Below are 22,087 nucleotides of genomic sequence, written 5' to 3' on the forward strand. Positions count from 1 at the left end.
CCCAGACAGTGAATACCAATTTCTTTTTCCACCTGCATCTCGCCAGCGAATCGCTATTTCAACGAGTCTTAGCACAACAGAACTGATAATGTGGGGAGTTCCCCCACTCAGAACAGTCGCTCAATCAGGCCTCGGTCACGGTGTTTCTCCGCCAGCAGCACCGAACACTCCACGTCGTCAACAACGTCTAGCACGAGCGACTTGGAGACGAGACGGCGAAGTAACCCTTCCTCAGTCGCGCCAAGGAGCAGGAGTGTGGCGTCATCAGCGGCATTCACAATAGCCGTCTCGACATCACCGGATTTGACGAGGAGTTCGGCGTCCTCTAGCCCTTGTTCGACCGCCCATTCTTCGAGGAACTGCTCGCCCGCCTCGCGGTCGTCGTCGACGTTGAGCAGCGTCACCTCGGAGTCGTATTCGGACTGAAGCAGCTTCGCAATGTTGGCTGACAGCTCAGAGTCCGGGCCACCCGCGGTCGGGAGCAGAATGCGCGAGGGGTCGAACCCGCGGTCACGGAGGACCAGGAAATCACAGGGGACTGCTTCGGTCAGTTCGTCTATCGCCGATTCTGCACGCCCGGGTGAGCCGTGTGCGTCCGGTCCCCACCCCATCACGACGAGGTCGGCGGTGTGTGTGCGGGCGGCATCGAAGATAGCCTCGTATGATTTGTGTGACAAGATAGTGTGTGTCTCAACGTCGACGCCGAAGGTTTCAGCGTCCTCTCGGGCATTATCAAGCAGTTGCTGTGAGCTCTTGTCTATTTCGTCGCTTCGGCCGGCCGCAGCTGAGAGCGCCGTCTGGTCTGGGACCGTGACGATGTGGGTGGCAATTACTCGCCCGCCTCGCTGTTTAGCGATCGCGCTGGCGAGCGTGATGAGTTCCTGTTCGTGTGCGGGATTGGCCAGTGGCACCATCACGCGATACTGACCGCCATCAGGCTTGACGCCGGCGGCCGCGCTGACGGCTGCGTCGGGCATCTCGTCGGACCGTGAAATGATGTGTTTCGATAGAATACCCTGTTTTTCCGTGCGTGAGCGGGCGTAGAGTCCGTACCACAGTACCGCTGCGGCGGCGATGCCAAAGGAAAGCAACAGGGCGTCTCCGGCGACAAACACCAGCAACGCAAAGGAGAGCACGACACCGAGAATCGGCATCAAAGGATACAATGGGACGACGAAGTCGGGCGTATACTCCTCGGGGTTTACGTAGCGCATGACGATGAGTGCGAGGTTCAGCAGCCCGTAGATGATGAGATGTAGGCCCGATGCAGCACCCGAAAGCAGCGTCAGATCCCCGATGACGATAAATAGGAGAATAAGTCCGCCGGTGATGCCGATCGCTCTGTACGGCGTCCCGTATCGGGGGTGTATTTCGTTGAGGGCCGGTGTAACGATCCGGTCACGTCCCATGGCAAAGTTGATACGCGAAGACGCGAGGATAGAGGCGTTCGCACTGGAAGCAGTAGCGAGCAAGCCACCAAATAGGAGTGCACCTCCCATCGCGGCCCCCTGGATGTAGCTCCCGACCTCGACGACAGCGATGGGGTTCTCGGCGTTAGAGCTGATGATGTCTGCGATGAATCCCGGGGGAACGGCCGCGCTCATGATCACCAAGACGAGAGCGTAGATGACTGTCACGATGACGACGCTGCCGATGACCGCCCGCGGGAGATTCTTGCCGGGGTCTTTGATTTCCTCGGCGACGCTCGTGATCTGGACGAATCCGAGATAGGAGACGAAGATGAGGCCCGTCGTCTCCAAGGTGGTGACCACGTCCGTCGCGGCCGGGAGGTTCGACGGTTCGGCCCGCAGTGTTCCTAACAATGTGAACACAGTGAGGATCCCGATAAGCAAGACGACGATGATGTTCTGTAACCGGCCCGTTTCTTTCGCGCCGACGTAGTTGATGAGGACAAAGAAGGCTCCCCCGACGAGCGCGATGATCTTCACCACGGTGATCGATATCGGGCCGACACCGACACTACCGGCGAGGCCGAAGATGCGGGCAATATACCGGCCGAACCCGACCATGTAGAAGGCACTGGCGAAGGCCAGTCCGAGCCAGTTGGCCCAGCCAGCGACCGACCCGAACATCGGCCCCAGCGCGTGATTGACGTAGTAGTAGGCCCCACCCGATCGGGGCATCGCAGTGCCGAGTTCGCTGGCCGACAGTGCCGTGAACATGGCGATGACGCCACCCAAAACGAACGCAGCAGACGCCAGCGACCCGGCCTTGAGGATAGCCTCGCCTGGCAGAACGAAGATGCCCGCGCCGATCATCGTTCCGACACCGATGGTCAGTGCCGCGAGTGGTCCGAGGTCCTTGGCAAGGTCTTCCTCGCTCATGTCTCTTCCTCTTGTGGGAGCGCGATGACGGGACGATTTGCCTGCGTCACCAGTGTCACCGAAATGTCGCCGGACAGAAACTGCATGAGGCGATTCCCGCCGCGGGAACGGTAGGCAATGGCGCTGGCGTCAACCTCGTCAGCTGCTTCGAATATTTTCGCTGCGATATCCCGTCCGTAGGCGGTGTGGTCGTCGGCGTTAGGGAACACGGACCGGACGGCGGCATACGATTCCTCGGCTAAGTCTTCGGACTGTTCGACCGGCGTCTTGTCAGGGACGCCACCGCCCTTCTCTACGACGTGAAGCGTGGTCACGTTACTCGGTTCATACGGTTCAATCGCCTTCGCTGTCGCTAACGCATCGTCTGCATTAGCGACAGGGAGAATTACGTGGGCGAGAATATCCCCGTCCGCGGACTCACTGCTCATACTGGTCAGTACAGCCACTATCTGTTAAGAGTGTGTATCTGCCGGATAGCGGACAACGAATCGCAGTTCACTGTCCTGTGGGGGTTCATCAGCCTCCGGGGACCATTCTATGTGTGCGACTCCTACCGTTGCCAGAAGCTCGGAGTGAATACCACGAGCACGGAGATAATCTCAAGTCTCCCGATCCACATTAGAACCACCATATAGAGCTTGGCCGGCGCAGAGAACGGCCGGAAGTTGTCCATCGGGCCGACGATACCCACACCCGGACCGATGTTCCCGAGTGTGGCGATCGTGGCACTGATCGCTTCGAGTGCGGAGATATCGAGGCCGATACGGAGTGCGTCTAAATAGATTAACACTGTTGAAAACACGAAGATCAGGGCGAATACGAGCATAAAGACCAAGATGTCTTGAACAGTTCCTTCATCGACTGTATCGTCATTCAGACGAATCGGTCGAACAGCCGACGGATGTATCGTCGTGAACAGCTGTCGACCCATCGCTCGGGAAACTATATACCAGCGAATGATTTTGATAGACCCCGCTGCCGAGCCAGCAGATCCTCCGAGAAACATGGCGAACAGAAGAATCAATTGAGCTGACTCACCCCATGTATTGAAATCCATACTGGCATATCCCGTGGTCGTGATGACTGCGATTGTCTGAAAGAGTCCCTGGCGTAGCGAATTTTCCAGATTCCCGGAGAGTTGACCGATATTGCTCGGGATTTCCGCTATCCCCAACCCAGTTATTAGGAGGATGGATAAGAGCGAGCCGATGGAAGCTACCGCGAGGAGATACGCTCTGAACTCTGGATTCTTCGTTAGTTGTCTCGGTTCACCGTTGAACAGGTACCACAGTAATGCGAAATTGGTTCCGGCAACGATCATGAACGGCATCACTGCCCACTGGACGATGGGGGCGAAGGCTTCGACACTCCGTGCTTCGGGCGAAAAACCGCCTGTCGGCATCGTCGTAAGCGCGTGTGCGACGGCATTGTAGGCACCCATGTTTGGAGCGAGCCCGGCGAGGTGCAGGGCATAATAAACGAGAGTCGCAGCGACAGTGAACCCGAGATAGATTTTCCAGAGCGCACGTGCGGTTTCCTGAATCCGGGGCGTTAGCTTCTCAAGTGAAAAACCGGGTGCTTCCTCGTTGATGATTTGCGCTCCAGCAACGGACAGTTCAGAGAGAATTGCGACCATGAGAACGATGATCCCCATTCCGCCGATCCACTGTGTGAGCTGTCGCCATAACAAAATAGAGTGAGAGTGCTGTTCGAAAGATATCTCTGCCAGAACGGTTGACCCGGTCGTGGTAAAACCGCTCATGCTTTCGAAAAGCGCATTCACGGGCTGTGCAATTGTTCCCTGCCCAGCAATAAGGTACGGGATGGCCCCAAAGAGAGGAACGACGAGCCATGTGGCACTCACCATCAAGAGCGCTTCACGCTTGCCGAGTTTTCGGTCGTCACGAAGCCGTTCGAGGGCGAAACCACCACCGAACATAGCTACTGTGGTGATAATAAACGGGAGTAGATACTCGCCGTAATACACTGCAACCAGAGCCGGAACGAGCGGGGCAATGGATAGTTTCCGCAGGATTGTCCCGACGAAGCTGAATCCGGATCGCCAGTCGACGTAGCTTCTCATAGTAGACTCAACTCTCTCCGCTTAATTACCCGTCATCACCATGTCGAGAGGGGTATAAAAAAGTCTTCACGTCTCCGGACGCCACCGGGTGGTAGCATTCTCGCGGACCGTCTGATCAACGAAAGCGTCACTGACCTTCCATCCGAAGTTGTCATTGGCGCAGTTACCCGTGACCGTGAGTTCACTGTCCCTCGGGGTGGGACCATTGTCAAGCCCGGCGACCACGTCGTGCTTTTTGTTAGACCCAGACCCTCTCAGAAGTCATGAACGCCATCTGAGGGAGGCCCTGAGAATATGAATGGTTACAACGGCCCGGAGTGTGATTTTATCAAATATCCGCTGATTCCCCATCGGACAACCAAGAGTCCGGACAGGTTTCGGGTGAAACGGTCTACGAGGAAATGGAACCGTTCGTACCATATACTACCCGAGAGCTGGCAGATCGCATCGGTACATCTCTCGGTTATGTGTGGTCGATCCTTCGAAGTCTCGCCGTAGCTGGGAAGACTCAAAAGAAAGAACCAGACCCAATCTCCGAACTCGGATGCGTGAACCGCCCGACAATAGCGGTCAGTTACGGATTGACAGCAGATCGGGTACCGATCCGGGATTTGGGTCGGTCTGTGGCGCAATCATCGGTCTTGGTGGGATCCGCTCCCATCGAACAGGAGGATCAAATACCCTCTGGGCGGTCAGTTCTAAGATTTTATTGGTGAGACGTCGAACTGCTTTCTGAACTGCTGGACTGCCTCGTCGGAGCCGACCAGAACGATGTGCTCGGTTCCAGTGAACTTCCGTTGTGGATCAACTGCGCTGGTGAACCCAGATCCGTCCTTGATAGCGATGACACGACAGCCAGTTTTTTCGTAGATGCCTGACTTGGCGAGTGTCGACCCTGCCAGTGGTGTGGCAGGGACACGGAGTAGCCGAATCTGACTCGCTGGTGCAAGGACATCCTCGCCGCGGAGTTCCCTGGCGACCATTCGAGCGCTCACCCGTGGAACCGACAGCACGTAGTCCGCTCCTGCACTGAGTGCCTTCCGGGTCGCATCGGTGTCAGTTACCCGAACGAGGATCTCGATATCGTGATTCAACGACCGGGCTAACACGGTTGTCAATAGTGATCCAGAATCATCTGGCAGACCGATAATAATAGCACCGGCAGTCTCGACCCCTGCTTCTTCTAAGATTTCGTCAGTCCTGGAATCACCCACGACATCCACGCCATCGCGGTCTTCGATATCGATAGTCACGACATCGAGGCCTCTCTCGGATATAACTTCCCGTGACGCTTGGCCAACTTCCCCCTGTCCGGCAACGATGATCCGCTCGTGTTTCTGGAGCGTACGGGCCGGTTGGGTAAAGTCACTGAACGCCTCCAGGGCATCGCGTGCACCCGTAACGAGCAATACCGTATTCGAGCGGATAATCGCGTCCGGGTCAGGTGGGAGCTGTAGTTCCCCGTCGATCCACGCACCGATGATATTTGCGCCGGTCTCCTCCCTGATCTTCGAGTCGCGGATTCGCGTCCCGATGAGTCGGTTCCCCTGCTGGACCGGGACTTCCGTGACTTCTATCTCACCGCCGATATCGATTGTATCCGTCAAGTCCGAACTGAACGAGGAGATGGCCTTTTCGGCGCAAGAGTTGAGCTTACGGCGCAATCGGGGTATCATTGCCGGTATCGAGTCCCTGCAGTGGGACATCACCAGAGAACTCGAATTCGTCGTACCAGACGGTCGGCCGTTTCGCCCGTCCCTCGTCCTTGAGTTCGACCAGCCCGTAGTCAGCAAGTTCGTGGACGTTCTCAGTCACTTCAGGCGGATGGCGGTCCACGATGCGTGCGAGTTCGCGGATGCTGTCCGGTTCATGTTCAAGGATAGCCGCTAGGAGTGTCAGATTCGTCGGTCGGAAGAGACGGCCAAACGTCGCGAGACTTTCGATACTCAGTCGAGACGGGTTTGCTTCAACGTCTTCCCCTTCATCGATTGCTGCAAGGGTATCTTCGAGGCCGCTACGGTCGGGTCGCGTACCAATCGTGATGTGGAGTGTTCGGGTCATGGGTTCGTGTGTGTGTGAGTGTGGGGAACTACCAGTCGATGCGTTTCTCGGGCGGGAGTGCAGCACGCCACGCTTGATACAGTGGCTGGAGTCCGTCGAACTCGAGCTCAAGGACTTGTCCCGCGATGTGCAATTCATGTGGCCCGTGATGGTTGTCGAACCGGATGATGGGGTCCTCAGCACCTGCCACTCCATAGTGGAACGCGTACTCGACGCCGTCTGGGTACTGGTCAGACTCGGGAACCTCAAGGACGCGTACTGGAGCGACAGTCCCGTCATCGTAGGCTTGAATCTCATCTTCCAGCACCACAACATCATCGCCCATCGATAATTGTTAGTTTGTATCCTAACAGTAAGAACGTTAGGGTCTAATCTAACAATGGGATAGTACCGATTTGTCCGATAAGTCGCGGTTTGGTCACTACATCGTACTGCGGATCTGTTCGGCTAGAAATTCGTACTGTTCAGCAGTCGCCTCCTTTTTTACATAGCCTGTGGGGCCGACGGCGATAGCACTACCAATAATCGTCTCACGGTCCTGCGAAGTGAAGAAAACAACCGGGAGTTGTGGATACTTTATCCGAATCATCCGTAGAAATTCAAGTCCATCTACTCTGGGCATATCGAAGTCTGAAATGACACAGTCCGGCTTGTCGTTGTCGATTATTTCTAGAGCTTCGGTGGCACCAGAAGCTACGACGACACTGAACTGCTCGTCTTCGCGTTCAAGAAACCCCTCAGTGAGGTCCTGAAAGTCCGGTTCATCATCAACATGGAGGACTTGGATTGCCTCTTGAACACTACTCGACATATTTAGCTATTTTATCACATTTGCAAAAACGACATGGGTGTGATTATTATATTTGATAGCTAGAGCGGATTTTGCGCCGTGCGCGGCCCGCGGATGTCACTGCCAGTAAGGCGTCACAGAGCAGTTCGCAAGGTAATTATTTTCAGAACTGTCAAAAAGAATCGCCTGTTCAGTACGTAGACATACCGAGCGGCCATATCTCAAAGACACGCCTAAAATAATGAGTAACGACTTGTTATATAAGTCGTAACAGACACCGCGATTTTCACTCGGTACACGGGGTGTCCCCGCGCCGATCACGCTGTCCGCAACCACTACCTAACGGAAGCTGAACTAATCGTAATGCGAATCGAAGCCACCGACGGTAACGAACACAAAGTCTGGTTCACCGACAGCGATATTGAGGACCTCCGCCGAGCCACGAACAGCCAGCGTGATGACCTCATCATCCAACTGGGCGCGTTCGTCGGGTTGCGCGCCTTCGAGATTCCGCAGGTCCGGCCCGTCGATGTGAAGGCAACCGACAGCGGACAGTCCCGCCTCCGCGTTCGCGCCGGGAAGGACACGTCGGGCAACGACGGCAAACCCCGCGACGCCTATCTCCCCGACAGCGTCGAGCGTGACCTCCAGCGCTATCAGAACGAACACAATATCGCCCCGAAAGACCCGTTCATTGACCTGAAGCAACCCGGCGTCCGCGCGGTCGTCCGCCGCACCGCTGCCCGAGCTGCCGAGACGACTGGCGACGACGACTTTGAGAAGGTGAGTACGCACGACCTCCGCCGCCGCTTCGCCCAGCGCCTCCTGGTCGACGAGCAGGTGAACCCGCGTGTCGTGATGGCCGTCGGCGGCTGGGACTCCTTCGCCGCTATTGAGCCCTACCTAAACGCACCGAGCGAGGAGGTTATCGACGACGCGTTCGCAGAAATCGGTCTGTAGACTGAGCAAGCGGCGTAGATGGGTCCACTACAATTAAGCGAAAAATATTCCTATTAAAATCCTGCACCGGTGATAGCTTTTCACAACTCTGCTGAATACATAGCGCGTCTCTGTCACGAGTGGTAGAACCGCCGGGTCAGTTCACCGTCCCTAATATCGAAGGCAAGCTCGCTGTTTTCCTCTCGGGGGTAGTAGTGTGTATGTCCTTGATCGACAAGCTGGCCCCCGTCTTGGTACACGCTGTACCGGACGATGTAGGCGTCGGCGTTCACTACGTCTTCACGCTGTGCGTCTCCGTTCGCGGCGAGTTCAAAAGTGGTCTCATAACCTCGCGCGTCGTCCCGTTCTCGGGAGGACTCCCATTCGTATAGCGTTATAGGGACATTGTAGCTCCGGTCAGTTTGGTTGAATATCGATATAGTGAGCTGGGGTGGTTGTGACTCCAATTGACTGCAACCGGCCACGCTCGCGAGTCCCAAACTGCCACAAAGTTTGAGTACTGTTCGACGGGGAAGGTTGGAGGGCTGGGACACATCGCAACACCGACTGCCGATGCCTAAAGAAATTGCTGAATTCACCCTCCATATCGGTCACACTAGTACTGAAAGATCATGAGTAATTCAAAACGTCGGTGCTGCATAGAGGGCGCGTAGTCAGAGATAGCTACTACGCGGAGTGTCGCTATGCCCGACCGTTCAGCGGACAAATGAAGTAGTTGGGTGGGCCGAAGCCAGGGCGACCGGGACTGACATCAATGTAGTCCTTATCTAAGATATCGCCGTCATTCCGCAACGGTGCGTCGGCGTTGAACGCGTCAATATCGGTCACTTCTGCCGAAAAGTGCGTCCATTGACCACCGTTCCAGTCTCGGTCACCGGGTGCTGACTCGGAGACGAACGGTGAGAGTTGGTCTTCACTCGCATCGTCGTTAGCCACAATTGGCCCGCTCCCATCATGCAAAAAGTAGATTTTGTCTTCGGGATCGGGACGATCGTCTAGGACTTTCACAACGTTAGTCCGCCAGAGGTCGTCGTTCGCGTAGACGCGTCCAAACTCTTTCCCCCCACCGTTTTCATCTCCCTTCCCCGGGTTCGCCGCCGTTGATCCGGCTATAGACAGCCCAACACCTGCAACGCCGATGGCTGCTCCTGTTCGAAGAACTTGTCGCCGTGTCGGTTTTTTGCGTTCGGTCATTGTGGTTTGAAGGCGTTCTCGGCCTCCAGAATTCACCACACAGAGGGGTAATAAGACGATTTTTCGAGATTTCCCCAGAGTTAGTCCGAACTTTCTTCCAACTCTCTGCAATCTTTCCGATAGCTATCGAAGAGGGTGATTACACTCTATATTCAGCACCCTGGTCCTGACAGCGTCCGGAAACATCAAATTGGTCGTGCAAGATACAGGGCGCGTATCTTGCACTGATAGATGGGTCAGATTGCGTTCATTGCAGCGCTCGATATAGAAGCCAAAGCCTATTCAAAGAGTATACCTGTAATCATAATATGGGGTTTCCCTCGGGAACGGATCCTAATACACCGTCAGGGATACGCCAGCAGAAAATCATTGCCAGGTTCGGTCAGGCGGCGCTTGACACCGTCGATATCGATCAATTGTTGGACAACGCATCCATGGCTGTCGCGGAGGGACTCGGCACCGACTACGTGACCGTCTTAGAACTCGTCTCATCCCGTGAAGACGCCGTGCTGAGAGAGGGTGTTGGCTGGCGCGAGGAACTAATGGGAATGACAGCTGTGACAACCGACCCCTCTTCATACGTGGGGTATTCGCTTCAGTCAGAGGACCCAGTTATTGTCGATAATTTACAGACTGAAGCCCGCTTCACCGAGCAAAACCTGCTTACCAACCACGATACCGCCAGCAGCATAAGCGTCGTTATTGATTCCACTGAGAACCCGTGGGGGCTACTTGAGACACATACGACGGACCACCGTGATTTTACTGACCAGGACGCCGCCTTCGTCCAGAGCATCGCCACGATTCTCGCCTCCGCTATCGATACGAGCCAGGAACGACACGAACTAGAGGAGATATACGGGCGGATCTCAGATGCGTTCTTTGCCCTTGACAAGGACTGGCAGTTCACCTATATCAATGACCAGGCCCATGACGTAATCAATCCAGACGGCCGGGAACTTGAAGGCGAGAACGTCTGGGGAGAGTTCCCGGCAGCAACCGAGCGGAAATTCAAGCCGAAGTACGAACAGGCGATGTACGACCAGGAGACAGTCTCGTTTGAGGAGTATTATCCTGAGCCGCTAAACGCCTGGTTCGAGGTGCGGGCCTACCCCTCTGAGACGGGCTTGTCCGTGTACTTCCGAGATGTCACCGACCGGAAAGAGCAAGAGCGTCAACTCCGTGAGTCAGAGCAACGCTTTCGAACGCTCGCCGAATCGTTCCCCAACGGCGGCGTCCACTATTTTGATGCGGATCTCCGCTATCAGTACGTTTCCGGGAGTGGATTCGATCCGATCGACACGTCCCCAGAAGACCTCATTGGCAAAACAATCTACGAGGTCGATCCGTATACCGAGGAGGACATTGAACTGCTGGAACCGCTGATGGAATCGACATTAGATGGCAATCAGGAGACCGTTGAACTTCCGTACGAAGGGCGTATCTTTGAGGGACATTCTGTACCGCTACGGGGCGAGACTGGCAAGGTGACTGGCGGATTTTTCATCACGCAGGATATAACTGACCAACGCAAGCGTCAGCGGAAGCTAGAAGCACGGTCGGCCGCGATGGAGGCCTCAACTGACGGGATTGCGATTTTAGACGTCGACGAATCGTACAGGTTTGCTAATCAAGCACATGCAGACATCTACGGCTACGACAGTCCTGACGCATTTGTGGGCAACTCTTGGCAGATGTGTTATGGGAAAGATGAGCACGAGAGATTCGAGAGTGAAGTGATGCCGACCCTGGATGCGGAGGGACAGTGGCGGGGTGAAGCGATCGGCACTCGCAAGGATGGTACTACATTCCCCCAAGAGTTGTCGCTGAGTAGGACTACCGACGGCCAGGCGATCTGTGTGGTCCGGGATATCAGCGAGCGCAAGGAGCGTGAACGGCAATTAGCTCGTCAAAACGACCGGCTTGAAGAGTTTACGAGCATTGTTTCTCACGACCTTCGCGGCCCGCTGAGCGTAGCAACCGGGCGCATGAAGTTAGCCAGTGAAGGGTGTGACAGCCCGCATCTTGCCAAGGCCAGACAGAGTGTCGACCGAGCGATGGATTTGATAGAAGATCTGCGTACGCTTGCCAGAGAAGGGGATGCCGTTGGAGAAGTCGAACCCATTGAGTTAGAGGTCATAGCCCAAGAGGCCTGGGAGACCATCGAAACGACAGAGGCAACGCTGGCAATTGAGCGGAGCCAGAAACTGCGTGCAGACCGGAGTCGAGTGCGGCAATTATTCGAGAATCTCTTTCGGAACGCCGTTGACCATGGAGGAGAGGCGGTATCAGTGTGCGTCGGATGGGAGGAAACTGGGTTTTTCGTGGCTGATGATGGCCCGGGGATCCCTCCGGAGACGCGCGATCAAGTGTTCGAGACCGGATATTCGACGGCTGAGAGTGGGACCGGCTATGGCCTGAATATCGTGTCGGAAATCGTGGCGGCACACGACTGGGAGATTACGGTGACCGAGAGCGACGTGGGTGGAGCACGATTCGAAATTACTGGAGTCGAGACTAATTCTACTGATGCATAGACGCTCTATATCGGTCACACCAGTACTGACAGATGATGAGGAATTCGAAACGCCGGTGCTGCACAGAGGCGCGTATTTTCATACGCAGCTTTGCATGTTCACCTATACAGCAGCCCCTGCTGATGGGACAGAACATAGATTTTTCGTCGCTAACTTGCTACGGTGAATCACTGTTTGTGAACACGCATCCGAACATCCTCGGAAGGCTGTAACGTCAACTCCATGTTGATTTCAGGCTGAGGTGAACTCAACAGCTCGAATTCCGCATTTCGGGCAAGCATCGGGATGATATGCTTCAACTCCATCATTGCAAAGTGCATCCCGATACACTGGTGGGGACCAGCGCCAAAGGGGAAGTACGCAAAGTCCGGCCGTCGGTCACTCCGAGCATCGGTAAAACGCGCGGGCCGGAACTGTTCGGGCGCGTCGAACCATCGGTTGTCCTTATGGACAGTGAACTGTGGCAGTAGAATTTTTGTTCCGTCAGGAATATGGTACCCTCCAAGCATTGTCTCCTCGACAGCTTCGCGGAACAGCATCCCCGCTGGCGGATAGAGCCGCATCGCTTCCTTGGCGACGTGCTCAGTAACGGTGAGGTCAGCAAGGTCTTCCGCCGTAGGTGGGCCGTCTAGCACAGTCGTGGCTTCCCGCGATAATCGGTCCCATTCATCGGGATGAGTCGCCAGCAACAACCACGTGAACGTCAGCGCCATCGCTGTCGTCTCGTGACCAGCGATGAGGAACGTAATCAAGTGGTCGTGAATTTCCGCATCAGTCATCGTATACTCGTGGTCGTCCTCTTTTTCCAGCATCATCGTCAGGAGGTCATCGTACTGGCCGGGATTCGCTCTCCGCTGTTCAATAAGCGTATCGACCGTTTCATCGAACGCATCCATAGCCTGCTTATACCGTCGGTTCCTGTGGGTCGGCACCCACGAGGGCAAGAGCATTTCGACGGCACTGAGACCACTCATATCGGCCATGGTCTGTAGTTCGTCAGCGGCCTCGGTGATCACTTGCCGGTGTTCGCCGAGGTCGAAATCAAACAACGAATTTGTGAGTATCGACAGCGTCAGTTCCGAGAACTCCTCGTTGATGACGATCTCTTCGCCGTCGTCCCACTCCTCGATCAGTTGTTCCGTCGCAGCAACCATGGACGCACTGAACCCTCGCAACCGGTTCAGCCCGAACATCGGCTGGAGGAAGTGGCGCTGTTGTTTCCATTTCTCGCCACGTGTGAATGTGAGACCTCGCGGTGCGATTTCGTAGTCGAGGAGTTCTTTCAGTTCGTCGAAATTCCACCGTTCGTAGGTATCTTGTCCCAGTAATACCTCGCCGATATAATCGGGATGGAAGACAGCGACGGCGTCGATACGCGGAAATTCACAGTGGACGACATCACCGTACTCAGCAAGCTCGTCAAAAAACCCCATTGGCTGCTTGACGTACTGATGGGTGTTTCCCAGCACCGGGAGCCCATCCGGGCCCGGCGGAAGCTTGTCGGTCTCATCATCCGGACCTGAGTCGGTGTGACCACTCGCCATATGTAAGCTAATATGAATGATTGCTAATAGTCATTTTCCAGGTAGAGCGTGTCATAGAAACATCCTCACAATGTTTGCATCACTGATTTACGGGTGAATCAGGTGATCGGTAAGTCTGCGTATCATTCATTGAGCCGCCGTATCTGCAGTCGGAACTGGGGCTTTTCAGGCTGACCAGTTGGGAAGCTCAGACTCCCGTAGGCGTTCTCGACAATCCATTTGACTAGCCATAGACCGATATCGTATCCGTGTTCCAACTGTGTCTCGTATCCCTGCTGAATCGCTTTCTGGGTCTGCTCTGGAATTACGACCCCCGCCGCGTGGAAAACCAGCGTCGCGGTGTCTGACCGGGGTGTTGAAATGGTGAGCGACACTGTTTCAGGATTGTTCTCCTGCAACAGGATGAGTGCCATGAGTATTTCATGCACAGCGATATCGAAGTTTTCGTCAATGAATACATCCATGTCGCAAGGACCCGAGATGGTGACATTCACGTCCGGATAGTCGATTTGCAGTTGGTCGATGGCTCGATCAATGACCGGCCCGAGTTCGGTTTGTTCGGTCCGACTCTGACCGATTGTCTGTCGAATATACCGAGCTTTGTCCGACATACCAGCGACTTTGTCACAATGCTGGATTGCAGCGTGGACCCGCTCCTGCATCGCTGCATCCAAGTCAACCTTCTTGGCTAGAGCTTCTAACGTTCCGGAAATCACAGTAAGGTCGTTGCTGATATTGTGCCGCAACACGCGATTGAGTACGGTCAATCGCTGATCACGCTGCTCGATATCTCTCCTGGCCTGTGTCAGATCATACATCTGCTCAAGCATCAGCCGTGCATTCAGCTCTGGCCGCTCTGTTCCAGTATACTCGCTTGGCGAGATGTAGTATGGGTTCTCGCAGATTATGTTTTGATAGACGACCTGTTTGTGGGTCCAGATGGCTTTGGCGGTTGACTCCTCACTGAACCGTGTTAGGTCGTACTGACAGAGTGCGTGGACCGGAAGCGTCGGACATATGTCGTCAAAGTCTGATTCGAATCCGACGATGTGATCAAACGACGACTCGGTGTGAAAACACCACGTGTTTTCACCCGCTACGAACAGGCCTTCATAACCCGTCTCAACGCTTTCGGTACAGGCCGATTCGAGTTGCGAGATCATTCGACCGGGATCGAACCCGGATTCCAGGTACACATTTGAGGCATCATCGATGCGCAAGTCCGAATCCGCGCGCCGTTGGGCCACGTCAATTCCCGTGGCGCTGAGCGCGCGTTCGACCGCTGCAGGACTGTTCTGGTCAGCCAGATACAGACATTTATAATTAGACTGGAGGCCGTAGTCGATAAATTCGGCCGCGAGAGTGAGCTGTGTCGTCGGGCTTTCGTAAAAATACGCGAGATGCCGCGCTAGGTCCGTCTCGTTGAGGGCTGCTCGGAAATCATCTACCGTTGGAGTCGTGGCGCGAGAGAGATGAGCCGAGTCACCCACCTCGGAATTTTTCATGTTAGCATCACCTCGTTCTTTCTGATAAGGCTATTGGGAGTGATATTACAACCCTTTACTATTTCATGAGTTCGCCGACTCGTCAGGTATGGTATATGCTTCGACTAAGCCTTGTTTAGACGCTCCTGAAGGCGTCGGTTAGTGGCTATGCCGGGTGACTGAATCAGTCTGTGAGTGCCTTTCTATCCGATTTTGTTGTTTAGATAACGGCCCTAGCGGACGATCTGCCCCGCGTCTAAACAAGGCCCTTCGACTATATTCAGCAAGCGACTCTTGACAGCATCCCGGTGGTTCGATCGGGCGTTGCTGAATAGAGGGCGCATATCGGTCAGAGGTCGTCCGCTGAAAAGCGAGAATGTGAACCGGTCAATTCAGTACTGTTACTGTTCGTATTCGTAGTAAGAGAGGATTCCAGCGAGCCCAATCAATCCGACAACGACGAGAACCCCGAGAGCCAAGCCGAGTGCCGGACTTCATCCCCAGCTCCGCGGTGACGAGAGACTATCTTTTTACTTCGGTACCGGCGGCGATGTCACAGAACCCTGCTACAGGATGAGGCTGGCTGCGATCAATGCGACTGCGAAACAGACCGTCAGGCTAGCGAATACGAACAGTCCGGTGCCAGTTACCCGGTTACGGAACTCCTGCTCGGATACATATAACCAGTTGTCCGCAGTCCCGTCGTGGCGCAGTGCGAATTCGTGTCCCGCAGTGGTACCGTGCTGCGGTTCGACGTGTCCAATGAGACTGACTTCATCACCTACCTGTAGCGTTTGCCCACGGTACGCGCGTTTGCTATCCTCGATAACGGACTCTCCGATGTCAGTCACCATCGGGTCGCTGGACAAACCACTAGTCCGCCTGATGAAGTCTGCGATGCGGGCCGGCGGGGGATCGTCGTAGCCGGTTTCGACCTGGGTGTCAAATGTTTCGAATTCGCAGTGGACACCGTTGCACGCGACGCCGTTCACCGCATGCAGCGCTTCTGGGGAGACGAGCTCACGGTCGCTCGAGCCGTATTCTCCCATGACGACATCGTCGATGTCAACGAGGAGTTGTCCCGTCCCGTCCGTGACGTAGAACGGGACGGCAGTGACACCCCACGCCGCTTTCTCCGTTCGTTCGCGCTTCGGTGTATCGTACGTTGCTTTGATTTCCCAGGCTTCGAGGACGGTGTCGTCATCACCGGTGACCGGCGCGGTGAATGGATCGCGCGGTGCTTGCGTCGTAATCTCACCGCGAACCCGCACGCGGCCTGAGTCCGTAATGTCTCCAATGTCACTGCGCGGCGTGTCCATAGCAAGCTGGTGCAGCTTCCGTTGCTGCCAGCCCTGATACGTGGCAATCGCACCTACAATAAGGAGTACTACACCCCCCCAGAACCCGAATTCCCGAGCAGCCAGCGTGACCCACTCTGTGAGTGTTTCAATACCGGCCATCGTATTGTTTACACCGGGACATGAATGCCGATTTCTTATACCTTTCCGTTATTGCTAGACTGTTAAACAATTGACTAGATAGGTGGCAAACCATGGAACGATACTGATCTTAGATTTAATTATCCACTATCTGAAACGCGTCCCGCACACAGAAACGCCCTCTGAAGTACCGTGCGCCCTCTATCCTCACGTGCCATTCAACCCATGCCCGGTGGGTGAGGCAACTGTCATGCTGACTGTACTGGCCGAATCAGACACCCCAGTTTGCGGTATGCCACGTGCTGCATACAGGAGATGGATTTATTAAAAGAAGATTGAACAGCTGATACAGGATGGCGTCCGGGAATGTGATTGGCGGGATTCTTTTGATTGTGACGGGTCTCGGAACAGTTTATTTTGGGTATCGAATACGGGTAAATGACCGGGCTGATCTTATTTTTTCACCAAACCCCAGTGGGTCACCGGAAGACATTGCACGGATCGGTGGGAGTGAGACGATTCTCGGCGGCCTCGCCACAATCGGTCTCGGGTTAGCGCTGTGTTTCGTGCCCCCCACTGGGCCGCGTTGGTTTGTCTTCCTCGGGGTCTATACTGTGCTTTGCATGGGCATCGGTTTGGCGAGTTGGCGGCGTATCAGCAATTCGCCTGACTGATCCATTTGCAGGCTGTACTGACCGATGATACCGGGATGACCTCCCGGAGCGACTAGGCAATATCTTCGACGAGCGTGATCCCAGCGAGCGCAAGCAGACTGACCGCGGTCGCGGCGTCGTGATGCTGTCCAGTGGCACTGACTGTTATCAGGACCGACGGACAGCCCAGATTACTCGCGTGCCGAGCTCATCACACACGACATTCCCATCCGAATTCTCACGCGAAGTCCCGCCGTAACTCGGGATATCGATCTCTTCCAGGCTGCCGGTGATCTCATTACCGTCGGCTCGTCGATTCCCTCATTCGATGCGACGCTCGTCAGGGCGATGGAACCGAACGCCCCACCACCGATGACGCGCTGGCAGGCCTTAGACGAGGTGCAGCAGGCTGGTGTGTCGGTGTTCGTCTCGATGTCACCGACATATCCAACGATGGACGAAGACGACGTACACGAGCTCCTCAGCTACTTCAGAGCACTCGGTGAGGTCGTCGTCTTCCACGAGCCAATCAACCCACGCGGCGCGAACTTCCAGCAGTGTCTCACCGCCGCCGAACAAGCCGGCTACGACGATGTTGTCAAGGAACTCCAGCAGATGCAGGACAGCCACCAGTACTGGGTCGAGTACGCCCTCGAACAACTGAACACGGTCCAGCAAGTCGCAACACGCTTCGATGGGCTTGAAGTGCATTCCTGGCCAGATGATGAGCTGGTCCGCTCGACGAGTGGCCAACTGCGGTCGAAGCTCAAATCAATGCAAGAGGCCGTCTCACCGGAGTCGTTCTCCGAGCGTGAGACAGATACCTCGCCTGAGCAATCCGAATTAGCCCGGGACGGCGAATCTATAAAGCATCTCATCTAAACGAGCAGGATGTCATTGGAATACAACACTACCCTTTGAGAACCGGGTTGTCTTGGTATGCGGTCGGCTAACCTACAGCCGGGGGAGGTTATCGATCTGGGTTGGTTAGTCACACTCCAGCGGACCTCACGCTCTCCAACAGTCTCGATTCTAAGATGGTGTCGAGTACGTCAAAGCGGAATATCTCGAAGACGCACTAACTGGATTTGACCTACCCGTCGAAGGGAAGACACCCCCGACGCGCAGTCTATTGCTGGCGGCTTCGACTAAGTTCGGCAGAACCCAGAGTGACAGGGAATAACTTCACGATGTTCCTCCCCCTACCACTCACATGCTCACTGACACATCCGGAATCCACCACATCACAGGCATCGTTCGCGATGCCCAGGAGAACGTCGACTTCTACAGCGGCGTGCTCGGTCTCCGACTCGTCAAACAAACGGTGAACTTCAACGACAAGTTCACACGCCACCTCTTCTACGGTGACGAAACTGGCTCACCGGGCACTGCCCTTACATTCTTTCCGTATCCCGCCGAAGACGATGGTCGTCCCGGCAAGCCACAAATCAGCACCGCTGCGCTGACCATCCCGTCGAACTCGGTGTCCTACTGGCAGGACAGACTAGCAGAACATGACGTCACCGTCGAGGGACCACTCAATCGGTTCGACGAGACAATCCTTCGGTTTTCCGACCCGGACGGCACGCAACTCGAACTCGTCACTGGCGAGTCGGATGTAGAACCGTGGGCGAACGGTTCGGTTCCAACTCAGCACGCGATTCGCGGCATCCACGGCGTAACGCTACTATCGACGAACATCTTTGTCACTGCGAGTGTACTGGAGACACTGGGATTCGAACTTCGCGATCAAGCAGGCGACCGAGTTCGATATCAGACACAGGGAGACCGTGCGTCCGTCGTCGATCTCCTCGACCGGGACGCCGAGTTTGGGCGAGAGGGTGCTGGATCCATTCATCACGTTGCTGTGCGGATCCCTGAGAAAGACCAACTCTACGAGTGGCACGACCTCTTCCGCGAACGTGGATACGATGTGTCGCGAGTGAAGGATCGTCACTTCTTCCACTCGCTGTACGTGCGCGAACCCGGTGGGATACTGTTTGAACTCGCTACGGAAGCGCCGGGACTCACAGCTGAAGGCGACCTCGACTCACTCGGGCAATCACTATTTCTCCCGCCGTGGCTCGAAGAAGACCGCGAGATGATCGAGGGACAACTGCAGCCGCTCGACCCCTCTTCTGGGGAGGGGACGAACTAATGGGACGGAACCCTAATTCTGCTGGATCAAGAGAGGACCCACACCGTGGACAGCCCATCGAGACAGCGGGGGCACCGCCACAAGTAGCAGAGAGCGCCGTCGTGATGCTACACGGCCGCGGATCAACTGCCCAAAGCATTCTCACACTCATCGACGAGTTCCTCCATCACGGCGTGATGTACCTTGCTCCCCAAGCGGCTCGCAGTTCGTGGTATCCTCGCTCTGGGTATGCACCACTCGAAGACAACGAGCCGTGGTTCTCCTCGGCACTCGATCACGTCAATAGTGCACTCGATATGGCTGCCGATGCGGGCGTCCCACTCGAACGAACAATGCTGTTCGGGTTTTCCCAGGGCGGCTGTCTCGCGGGTGAGTTCGTTGCCCGGAATCCTGGTCGGTATGGCGGGCTCGTCATCCTCTCGGGAAGTCTACTCGGCACAGAGATGAGCGACACCTATGAAGGGGCCATCGACGACACCCCAGTGTTCCTCGGTTGCAGTTCCGACGACCCCTATGTGCCCGCCGAGCGGGTTCGGGACTCGGCGCACGTGTTCGAACGACTCGGCGGTGACGTCACGAGTAGACTCTACGACGATCTGGGACACACGATCAACGACGATGAGATTCGGACGGTTAATACGTTCATCGAAGGGCTGACCGAGTGACCGAGTTCGCAGCTGTGGGGATCGATTTTCGACAATGACGAGGAAGATGCATAACCCTCGGTTCCAGGGGTACACTGATTGTTCGGTCCCCGCTATCTGGCGTATGCCAATCGAAGATTCCGACGAACTCCGTCGGATTCTTGCATATAACCGGTTGCAGTAGTGGGGGCATCAACCTCGTATGAGAAAGTCACACACATCGTACGGCGTATCTCCAGAACCACGCGGTAACTGGGTCCGACTGACCATTCATTTCCCCATTTTAGAGGTCGGCTCTGGCTTACGTTCAGCAGGAATTGATTTGATGGCAGAGTGGCTATGTGAGGTATCATGACTGACGGGGGAAATGACCCGGAAAATACCGACGCCTACGAGTCGTTCCACGTCTTGAGCCACGAGTTGCGACTGGAGATACTTTTAGCGTTGAACAAGGCACCGGATTACTCGCTGGCCTTTTCGGAGTTACAGTCAGAAGTCGATGAGCCCAATTCGGGGAAGTTCAACTACCACCTTTCGAAGTTAGAGGGGCTTTATATCGAACAAGTAGACAATCAATATACACTCAAGCACCCGGGCCATCGGGTAATCGATGCAAGCCGTAGCGGAGCGTTCCAGTGTCCACCGGATGTTGGTCCAATCGATGTCGCTGGGAGTTGTCCAGACTGTGGTGGACCGCCACAATTCACGTACAAAGACTATCTCGGCACTGTTAGTTGTGGGAACTGTGGAAACAAGCTCATTTCGTATCATATCGATCCTGGTGCCTTCACTGACCGTTCCGTGGACGAGGGGATTCGGGCGTTCGATCGCTGGGTAAAGTCAACATGGCGAATGGGATCGGATGGAGTCTGTTTTGCTTGTGCGGGAAAAGTGCAAGTCTCGTTTGTGAGGGCCGCAGAAGGACCAGAGTATTCACAATTGTACCGGGACTTTTTTGCGTCAAATCATCCAGTACTTCTTGAACTAGATTGTACGAACTGCAGTTTCTACAGTTATATTCCGACTGGCGCCCGTTTACTTGATGCGACAGCGACTCTCGGAAGCGTCGACAAGGATTTGATCGATATACAGCGCAAGAAGATATGGGAATATCAGTATATTATCGATGGCGGCTATGTCGAATTGGTGGACACAGATCCGTGGGAAGTCCTAATCGAAGTCCCGACAGAAGAGTGTCGTGCCGAGGTAACTCTCGATCAAGAGGTCTCTATTGTCTCAGCCACTCTGGATTGGGAATGATTCGAGTAAGACAGGCCGTGTACCTGTTGTAACCCCATTAGTCCGGCACGCTCCCGAAATATTGATATTATGATATTTCCGGCCGCAAGGACTGTGCGATAGATTGCTGGTTATTAATCGAGCGAGGTCAAAAGAATTTGAGCCTACTGATGCTTTATTGACAGAATAGCCCCGTACTAGAATGGTCTTCCAGTAATTGTTGCCGAGTATCCGCTTCATTCGAGTTTAGAACGTAATTTCATTTCACATAGAATATAAGTTCAACAATGGCTTTTCTGCGGTTGTCACGGAATGACTGATTCAAAACAGTCTGATGTTGATGCGTGCAGTTCGTTGCTCAGTAGTGGATTTGACGGTACACGCCGAGAGCAGATCAAGCCACAGGGAGAGTTTGGGAGGAGATCTCTGTTGTCTCCTCCAGCCAATGGGAACGAGAATTCGGTGATGCCAATCGTAGTATCGGAAGATAGGTGTTCTATGTTAATAAGAGAACGTACACGACATGGGCACAGTCAAAACAGGATATCGGCTCCAAATTGTATCAGTGAGCAGGCGGAGGGATTCTGAAATGAGTGGACAACTCCCGCCAATCGAATACAACTCCGATAGTGAGACGTATTGGATAGAAGCAGATCCATCCCAGACAAGTCCAATTAAAACAATTCTCCGCGTTTTCGATGAGGTTCAGGAATCAGAGTCTCTCGATCTGCCGCCACTGTACAACGTAATCGAGTGTGACGCAATTTCCAAGCTTGCCAATGGCCACGAACGCCGGCCTTGGACCAACTCACTTGAGCTAAAATGTGTCACAGATCAGTTCGGACTGAGTATTGAATCATCCGACAGTCAAATCACTGTGAAGATGCGCCCGAAAGAGAATTGAGTGGTGATATATTTCCTTAGGGCTTAAATCTACGCCCCGTAATTTCCTGAAC

20 protein-coding genes and 1 pseudogene are annotated in these 22,087 nt (G+C 54.8%); 9 read left to right on the forward strand and 12 right to left on the reverse strand.

Annotation, left to right across the window (positions count from 1 at the left end):
• Window positions 1–107: 107 nt before the first annotated feature.
• From ACOZ4H_RS19900 to ACOZ4H_RS19910, 3 genes are all read right to left on the reverse strand, one after another.
• Window positions 108–2,345 (reverse strand): amino acid permease, encoded by a 2,238-nt coding sequence (locus tag ACOZ4H_RS19900; protein WP_424330994.1) that lies wholly within the window; start codon window positions 2,343–2,345, stop codon window positions 108–110.
• On the reverse strand, window positions 2,342–2,773 hold the full coding sequence (locus ACOZ4H_RS19905) for a universal stress protein (RefSeq protein ID WP_424330995.1): 432 nt from the start codon (window positions 2,771–2,773) through the stop codon (window positions 2,342–2,344). Before ACOZ4H_RS19905 ends, ACOZ4H_RS19900 begins: the two co-directional genes overlap by 4 nt.
• A gap of 122 nt (window positions 2,774–2,895) precedes the next feature.
• Window positions 2,896–4,428, reverse strand: a complete 1,533-nt coding sequence (locus tag ACOZ4H_RS19910) for a TrkH family potassium uptake protein (RefSeq protein WP_424330996.1) — start codon at window positions 4,426–4,428, stop codon at window positions 2,896–2,898.
• A gap of 153 nt (window positions 4,429–4,581) precedes the next feature.
• Here ACOZ4H_RS19910 and ACOZ4H_RS19915 point away from each other — a divergent pair, with 153 nt between their 5' ends.
• A complete protein-coding gene (locus ACOZ4H_RS19915; protein WP_424331045.1) occupies window positions 4,582–4,695 on the forward strand; it encodes a hypothetical protein in 114 nt (37 codons plus the stop codon).
• A gap of 431 nt (window positions 4,696–5,126) precedes the next feature.
• Here the strand turns inward: ACOZ4H_RS19915 and ACOZ4H_RS19920 are convergent, their stop codons facing one another.
• The 4 genes from ACOZ4H_RS19920 to ACOZ4H_RS19935 all read right to left on the reverse strand — a co-directional run bounded on the left by ACOZ4H_RS19920 (window position 5,127) and on the right by ACOZ4H_RS19935 (window position 7,300).
• On the reverse strand, window positions 5,127–6,104 hold the full coding sequence (locus ACOZ4H_RS19920; protein ID WP_424330997.1) for a potassium channel family protein: 978 nt from the start codon (window positions 6,102–6,104) through the stop codon (window positions 5,127–5,129).
• Window positions 6,082–6,489, reverse strand: a complete 408-nt coding sequence (locus ACOZ4H_RS19925) for a hypothetical protein (RefSeq protein ID WP_424330998.1) — start codon at window positions 6,487–6,489, stop codon at window positions 6,082–6,084. Before ACOZ4H_RS19925 ends, ACOZ4H_RS19920 begins: the two co-directional genes overlap by 23 nt.
• Before the next feature lie 28 nt (window positions 6,490–6,517).
• The gene (locus tag ACOZ4H_RS19930) at window positions 6,518–6,814 is read right to left on the reverse strand and encodes a toxin-antitoxin system TumE family protein (protein ID WP_424330999.1); all 297 of its coding nucleotides are present in this window, start codon (window positions 6,812–6,814) and stop codon (window positions 6,518–6,520) included.
• 96 nt (window positions 6,815–6,910) lie between these two features.
• On the reverse strand, window positions 6,911–7,300 hold the full coding sequence (locus tag ACOZ4H_RS19935) for a response regulator (RefSeq protein WP_424331000.1): 390 nt from the start codon (window positions 7,298–7,300) through the stop codon (window positions 6,911–6,913).
• A 342-nt stretch (window positions 7,301–7,642) separates the two neighbouring features.
• Here ACOZ4H_RS19935 and ACOZ4H_RS19940 point away from each other — a divergent pair, with 342 nt between their 5' ends.
• Window positions 7,643–8,239: a site-specific integrase gene (locus ACOZ4H_RS19940; protein WP_424331001.1), complete on the forward strand. Its 597-nt coding sequence runs from the start codon at window positions 7,643–7,645 to the stop codon at window positions 8,237–8,239.
• Window positions 8,240–8,352: 113 nt separating this feature from the next.
• On the opposite strand, the gene ACOZ4H_RS19945 is transcribed toward ACOZ4H_RS19940, so the two are convergent.
• Both ACOZ4H_RS19945 and ACOZ4H_RS19950 read right to left on the reverse strand, forming a co-directional pair.
• Window positions 8,353–8,511, reverse strand: coding sequence for a hypothetical protein (locus ACOZ4H_RS19945; protein WP_424331002.1), 159 nt, complete (start codon window positions 8,509–8,511; stop codon window positions 8,353–8,355).
• A 409-nt stretch (window positions 8,512–8,920) separates the two neighbouring features.
• On the reverse strand, window positions 8,921–9,433 hold the full coding sequence (locus tag ACOZ4H_RS19950) for a hypothetical protein (protein WP_424331003.1): 513 nt from the start codon (window positions 9,431–9,433) through the stop codon (window positions 8,921–8,923).
• A 308-nt stretch (window positions 9,434–9,741) separates the two neighbouring features.
• On the opposite strand from ACOZ4H_RS19950, the gene ACOZ4H_RS19955 reads away from it, so the two are divergent.
• Window positions 9,742–11,970 carry a PAS domain-containing protein gene (locus tag ACOZ4H_RS19955; RefSeq protein ID WP_424331004.1) on the forward strand — a complete coding sequence of 743 codons (2,229 nt, stop codon included), beginning with the start codon at window positions 9,742–9,744 and terminating at the stop codon, window positions 11,968–11,970.
• A gap of 167 nt (window positions 11,971–12,137) precedes the next feature.
• Here ACOZ4H_RS19955 and ACOZ4H_RS19960 read toward each other — a convergent pair whose 3' ends face one another.
• The 3 genes from ACOZ4H_RS19960 to ACOZ4H_RS19970 all read right to left on the reverse strand — a co-directional run bounded on the left by ACOZ4H_RS19960 (window position 12,138) and on the right by ACOZ4H_RS19970 (window position 16,269).
• Window positions 12,138–13,514 carry a cytochrome P450 gene (locus tag ACOZ4H_RS19960; RefSeq protein WP_424331005.1) on the reverse strand — a complete coding sequence of 459 codons (1,377 nt, stop codon included), beginning with the start codon at window positions 13,512–13,514 and terminating at the stop codon, window positions 12,138–12,140.
• A 122-nt stretch (window positions 13,515–13,636) separates the two neighbouring features.
• Entirely contained in the window at window positions 13,637–15,019 is a 1,383-nt protein-coding gene (locus tag ACOZ4H_RS19965) for an MEDS domain-containing protein (RefSeq protein WP_424331006.1), read from the reverse strand.
• 545 nt (window positions 15,020–15,564) lie between these two features.
• Window positions 15,565–16,269, reverse strand: a complete 705-nt coding sequence (locus ACOZ4H_RS19970; RefSeq protein WP_424331007.1) for a hypothetical protein — start codon at window positions 16,267–16,269, stop codon at window positions 15,565–15,567.
• Window positions 16,270–17,462: 1,193 nt separating this feature from the next.
• Between ACOZ4H_RS19970 and ACOZ4H_RS19975 the strand changes: the two genes are divergently transcribed.
• The 6 genes and pseudogenes from ACOZ4H_RS19975 (at window position 17,463) to ACOZ4H_RS20000 (ending at window position 22,035) form a co-directional block, all read left to right on the forward strand.
• Window positions 17,463–17,972, forward strand: coding sequence for a radical SAM domain-containing protein (locus ACOZ4H_RS19975; protein WP_424331046.1), 510 nt, complete (start codon window positions 17,463–17,465; stop codon window positions 17,970–17,972).
• Window positions 17,973–18,303: 331 nt separating this feature from the next.
• Window positions 18,304–19,248 (forward strand): VOC family protein, encoded by a 945-nt coding sequence (locus ACOZ4H_RS19980; RefSeq protein ID WP_424331008.1) that lies wholly within the window; start codon window positions 18,304–18,306, stop codon window positions 19,246–19,248.
• The gene (locus tag ACOZ4H_RS19985) at window positions 19,248–19,913 is read left to right on the forward strand and encodes an alpha/beta hydrolase (RefSeq protein WP_424331009.1); all 666 of its coding nucleotides are present in this window, start codon (window positions 19,248–19,250) and stop codon (window positions 19,911–19,913) included. Before ACOZ4H_RS19980 ends, ACOZ4H_RS19985 begins: the two co-directional genes overlap by 1 nt.
• A gap of 103 nt (window positions 19,914–20,016) precedes the next feature.
• A pseudogene (locus ACOZ4H_RS19990) lies at window positions 20,017–20,137 on the forward strand (CoA-binding protein); the annotation flags it as partial.
• Window positions 20,138–20,243: 106 nt separating this feature from the next.
• Window positions 20,244–21,152, forward strand: coding sequence for a winged helix-turn-helix domain-containing protein (locus ACOZ4H_RS19995; protein ID WP_424331010.1), 909 nt, complete (start codon window positions 20,244–20,246; stop codon window positions 21,150–21,152).
• Window positions 21,153–21,720: 568 nt separating this feature from the next.
• Complete coding sequence (locus ACOZ4H_RS20000) at window positions 21,721–22,035, forward strand: hypothetical protein (protein WP_424331011.1); 315 nt, start codon at window positions 21,721–21,723, stop codon at window positions 22,033–22,035.
• Window positions 22,036–22,087: the final 52 nt, after the last annotated feature.

Source organism: Haloarcula amylolytica (assembly GCF_049705545.1).
Classification (GTDB): Archaea; Halobacteriota; Halobacteria; order Halobacteriales; family Haloarculaceae; genus Haloarcula; species Haloarcula amylolytica_B.

What these genes read in the sequence shown, in the direction of transcription:
- ACOZ4H_RS19910 (WP_424330996.1), bottom strand. Translation starts at nt 4,428, where the DNA reads ATGAGAAGCTACGTCGACTGGCGATCCGGATTCAGCTTCGTCGGGACA.
- ACOZ4H_RS19950 (WP_424331003.1), bottom strand. Translation starts at nt 9,433, where the DNA reads ATGACCGAACGCAAAAAACCGACACGGCGACAAGTTCTTCGAACAGGA.
- ACOZ4H_RS19935 (WP_424331000.1), bottom strand. Translation starts at nt 7,300, where the DNA reads ATGTCGAGTAGTGTTCAAGAGGCAATCCAAGTCCTCCATGTTGATGAT.
- ACOZ4H_RS19955 (WP_424331004.1), top strand. Translation starts at nt 9,742, where the DNA reads ATGGGGTTTCCCTCGGGAACGGATCCTAATACACCGTCAGGGATACGC.
- ACOZ4H_RS19995 (WP_424331010.1), top strand. Translation starts at nt 20,244, where the DNA reads ATGACTGACGGGGGAAATGACCCGGAAAATACCGACGCCTACGAGTCG.
- ACOZ4H_RS19940 (WP_424331001.1), top strand. Translation starts at nt 7,643, where the DNA reads ATGCGAATCGAAGCCACCGACGGTAACGAACACAAAGTCTGGTTCACC.
- ACOZ4H_RS19900 (WP_424330994.1), bottom strand. Translation starts at nt 2,345, where the DNA reads ATGAGCGAGGAAGACCTTGCCAAGGACCTCGGACCACTCGCGGCACTG.
- ACOZ4H_RS19985 (WP_424331009.1), top strand. Translation starts at nt 19,248, where the DNA reads ATGGGACGGAACCCTAATTCTGCTGGATCAAGAGAGGACCCACACCGT.
- ACOZ4H_RS19920 (WP_424330997.1), bottom strand. Translation starts at nt 6,104, where the DNA reads ATGATACCCCGATTGCGCCGTAAGCTCAACTCTTGCGCCGAAAAGGCC.
- ACOZ4H_RS19930 (WP_424330999.1), bottom strand. Translation starts at nt 6,814, where the DNA reads ATGGGCGATGATGTTGTGGTGCTGGAAGATGAGATTCAAGCCTACGAT.
- ACOZ4H_RS20000 (WP_424331011.1), top strand. Translation starts at nt 21,721, where the DNA reads ATGAGTGGACAACTCCCGCCAATCGAATACAACTCCGATAGTGAGACG.
- ACOZ4H_RS19980 (WP_424331008.1), top strand. Translation starts at nt 18,304, where the DNA reads ATGCTCACTGACACATCCGGAATCCACCACATCACAGGCATCGTTCGC.
- ACOZ4H_RS19925 (WP_424330998.1), bottom strand. Translation starts at nt 6,489, where the DNA reads ATGACCCGAACACTCCACATCACGATTGGTACGCGACCCGACCGTAGC.
- ACOZ4H_RS19965 (WP_424331006.1), bottom strand. Translation starts at nt 15,019, where the DNA reads ATGAAAAATTCCGAGGTGGGTGACTCGGCTCATCTCTCTCGCGCCACG.
- ACOZ4H_RS19975 (WP_424331046.1), top strand. Translation starts at nt 17,463, where the DNA reads ATGACGCGCTGGCAGGCCTTAGACGAGGTGCAGCAGGCTGGTGTGTCG.
- ACOZ4H_RS19960 (WP_424331005.1), bottom strand. Translation starts at nt 13,514, where the DNA reads ATGGCGAGTGGTCACACCGACTCAGGTCCGGATGATGAGACCGACAAG.
- ACOZ4H_RS19905 (WP_424330995.1), bottom strand. Translation starts at nt 2,773, where the DNA reads ATGAGCAGTGAGTCCGCGGACGGGGATATTCTCGCCCACGTAATTCTC.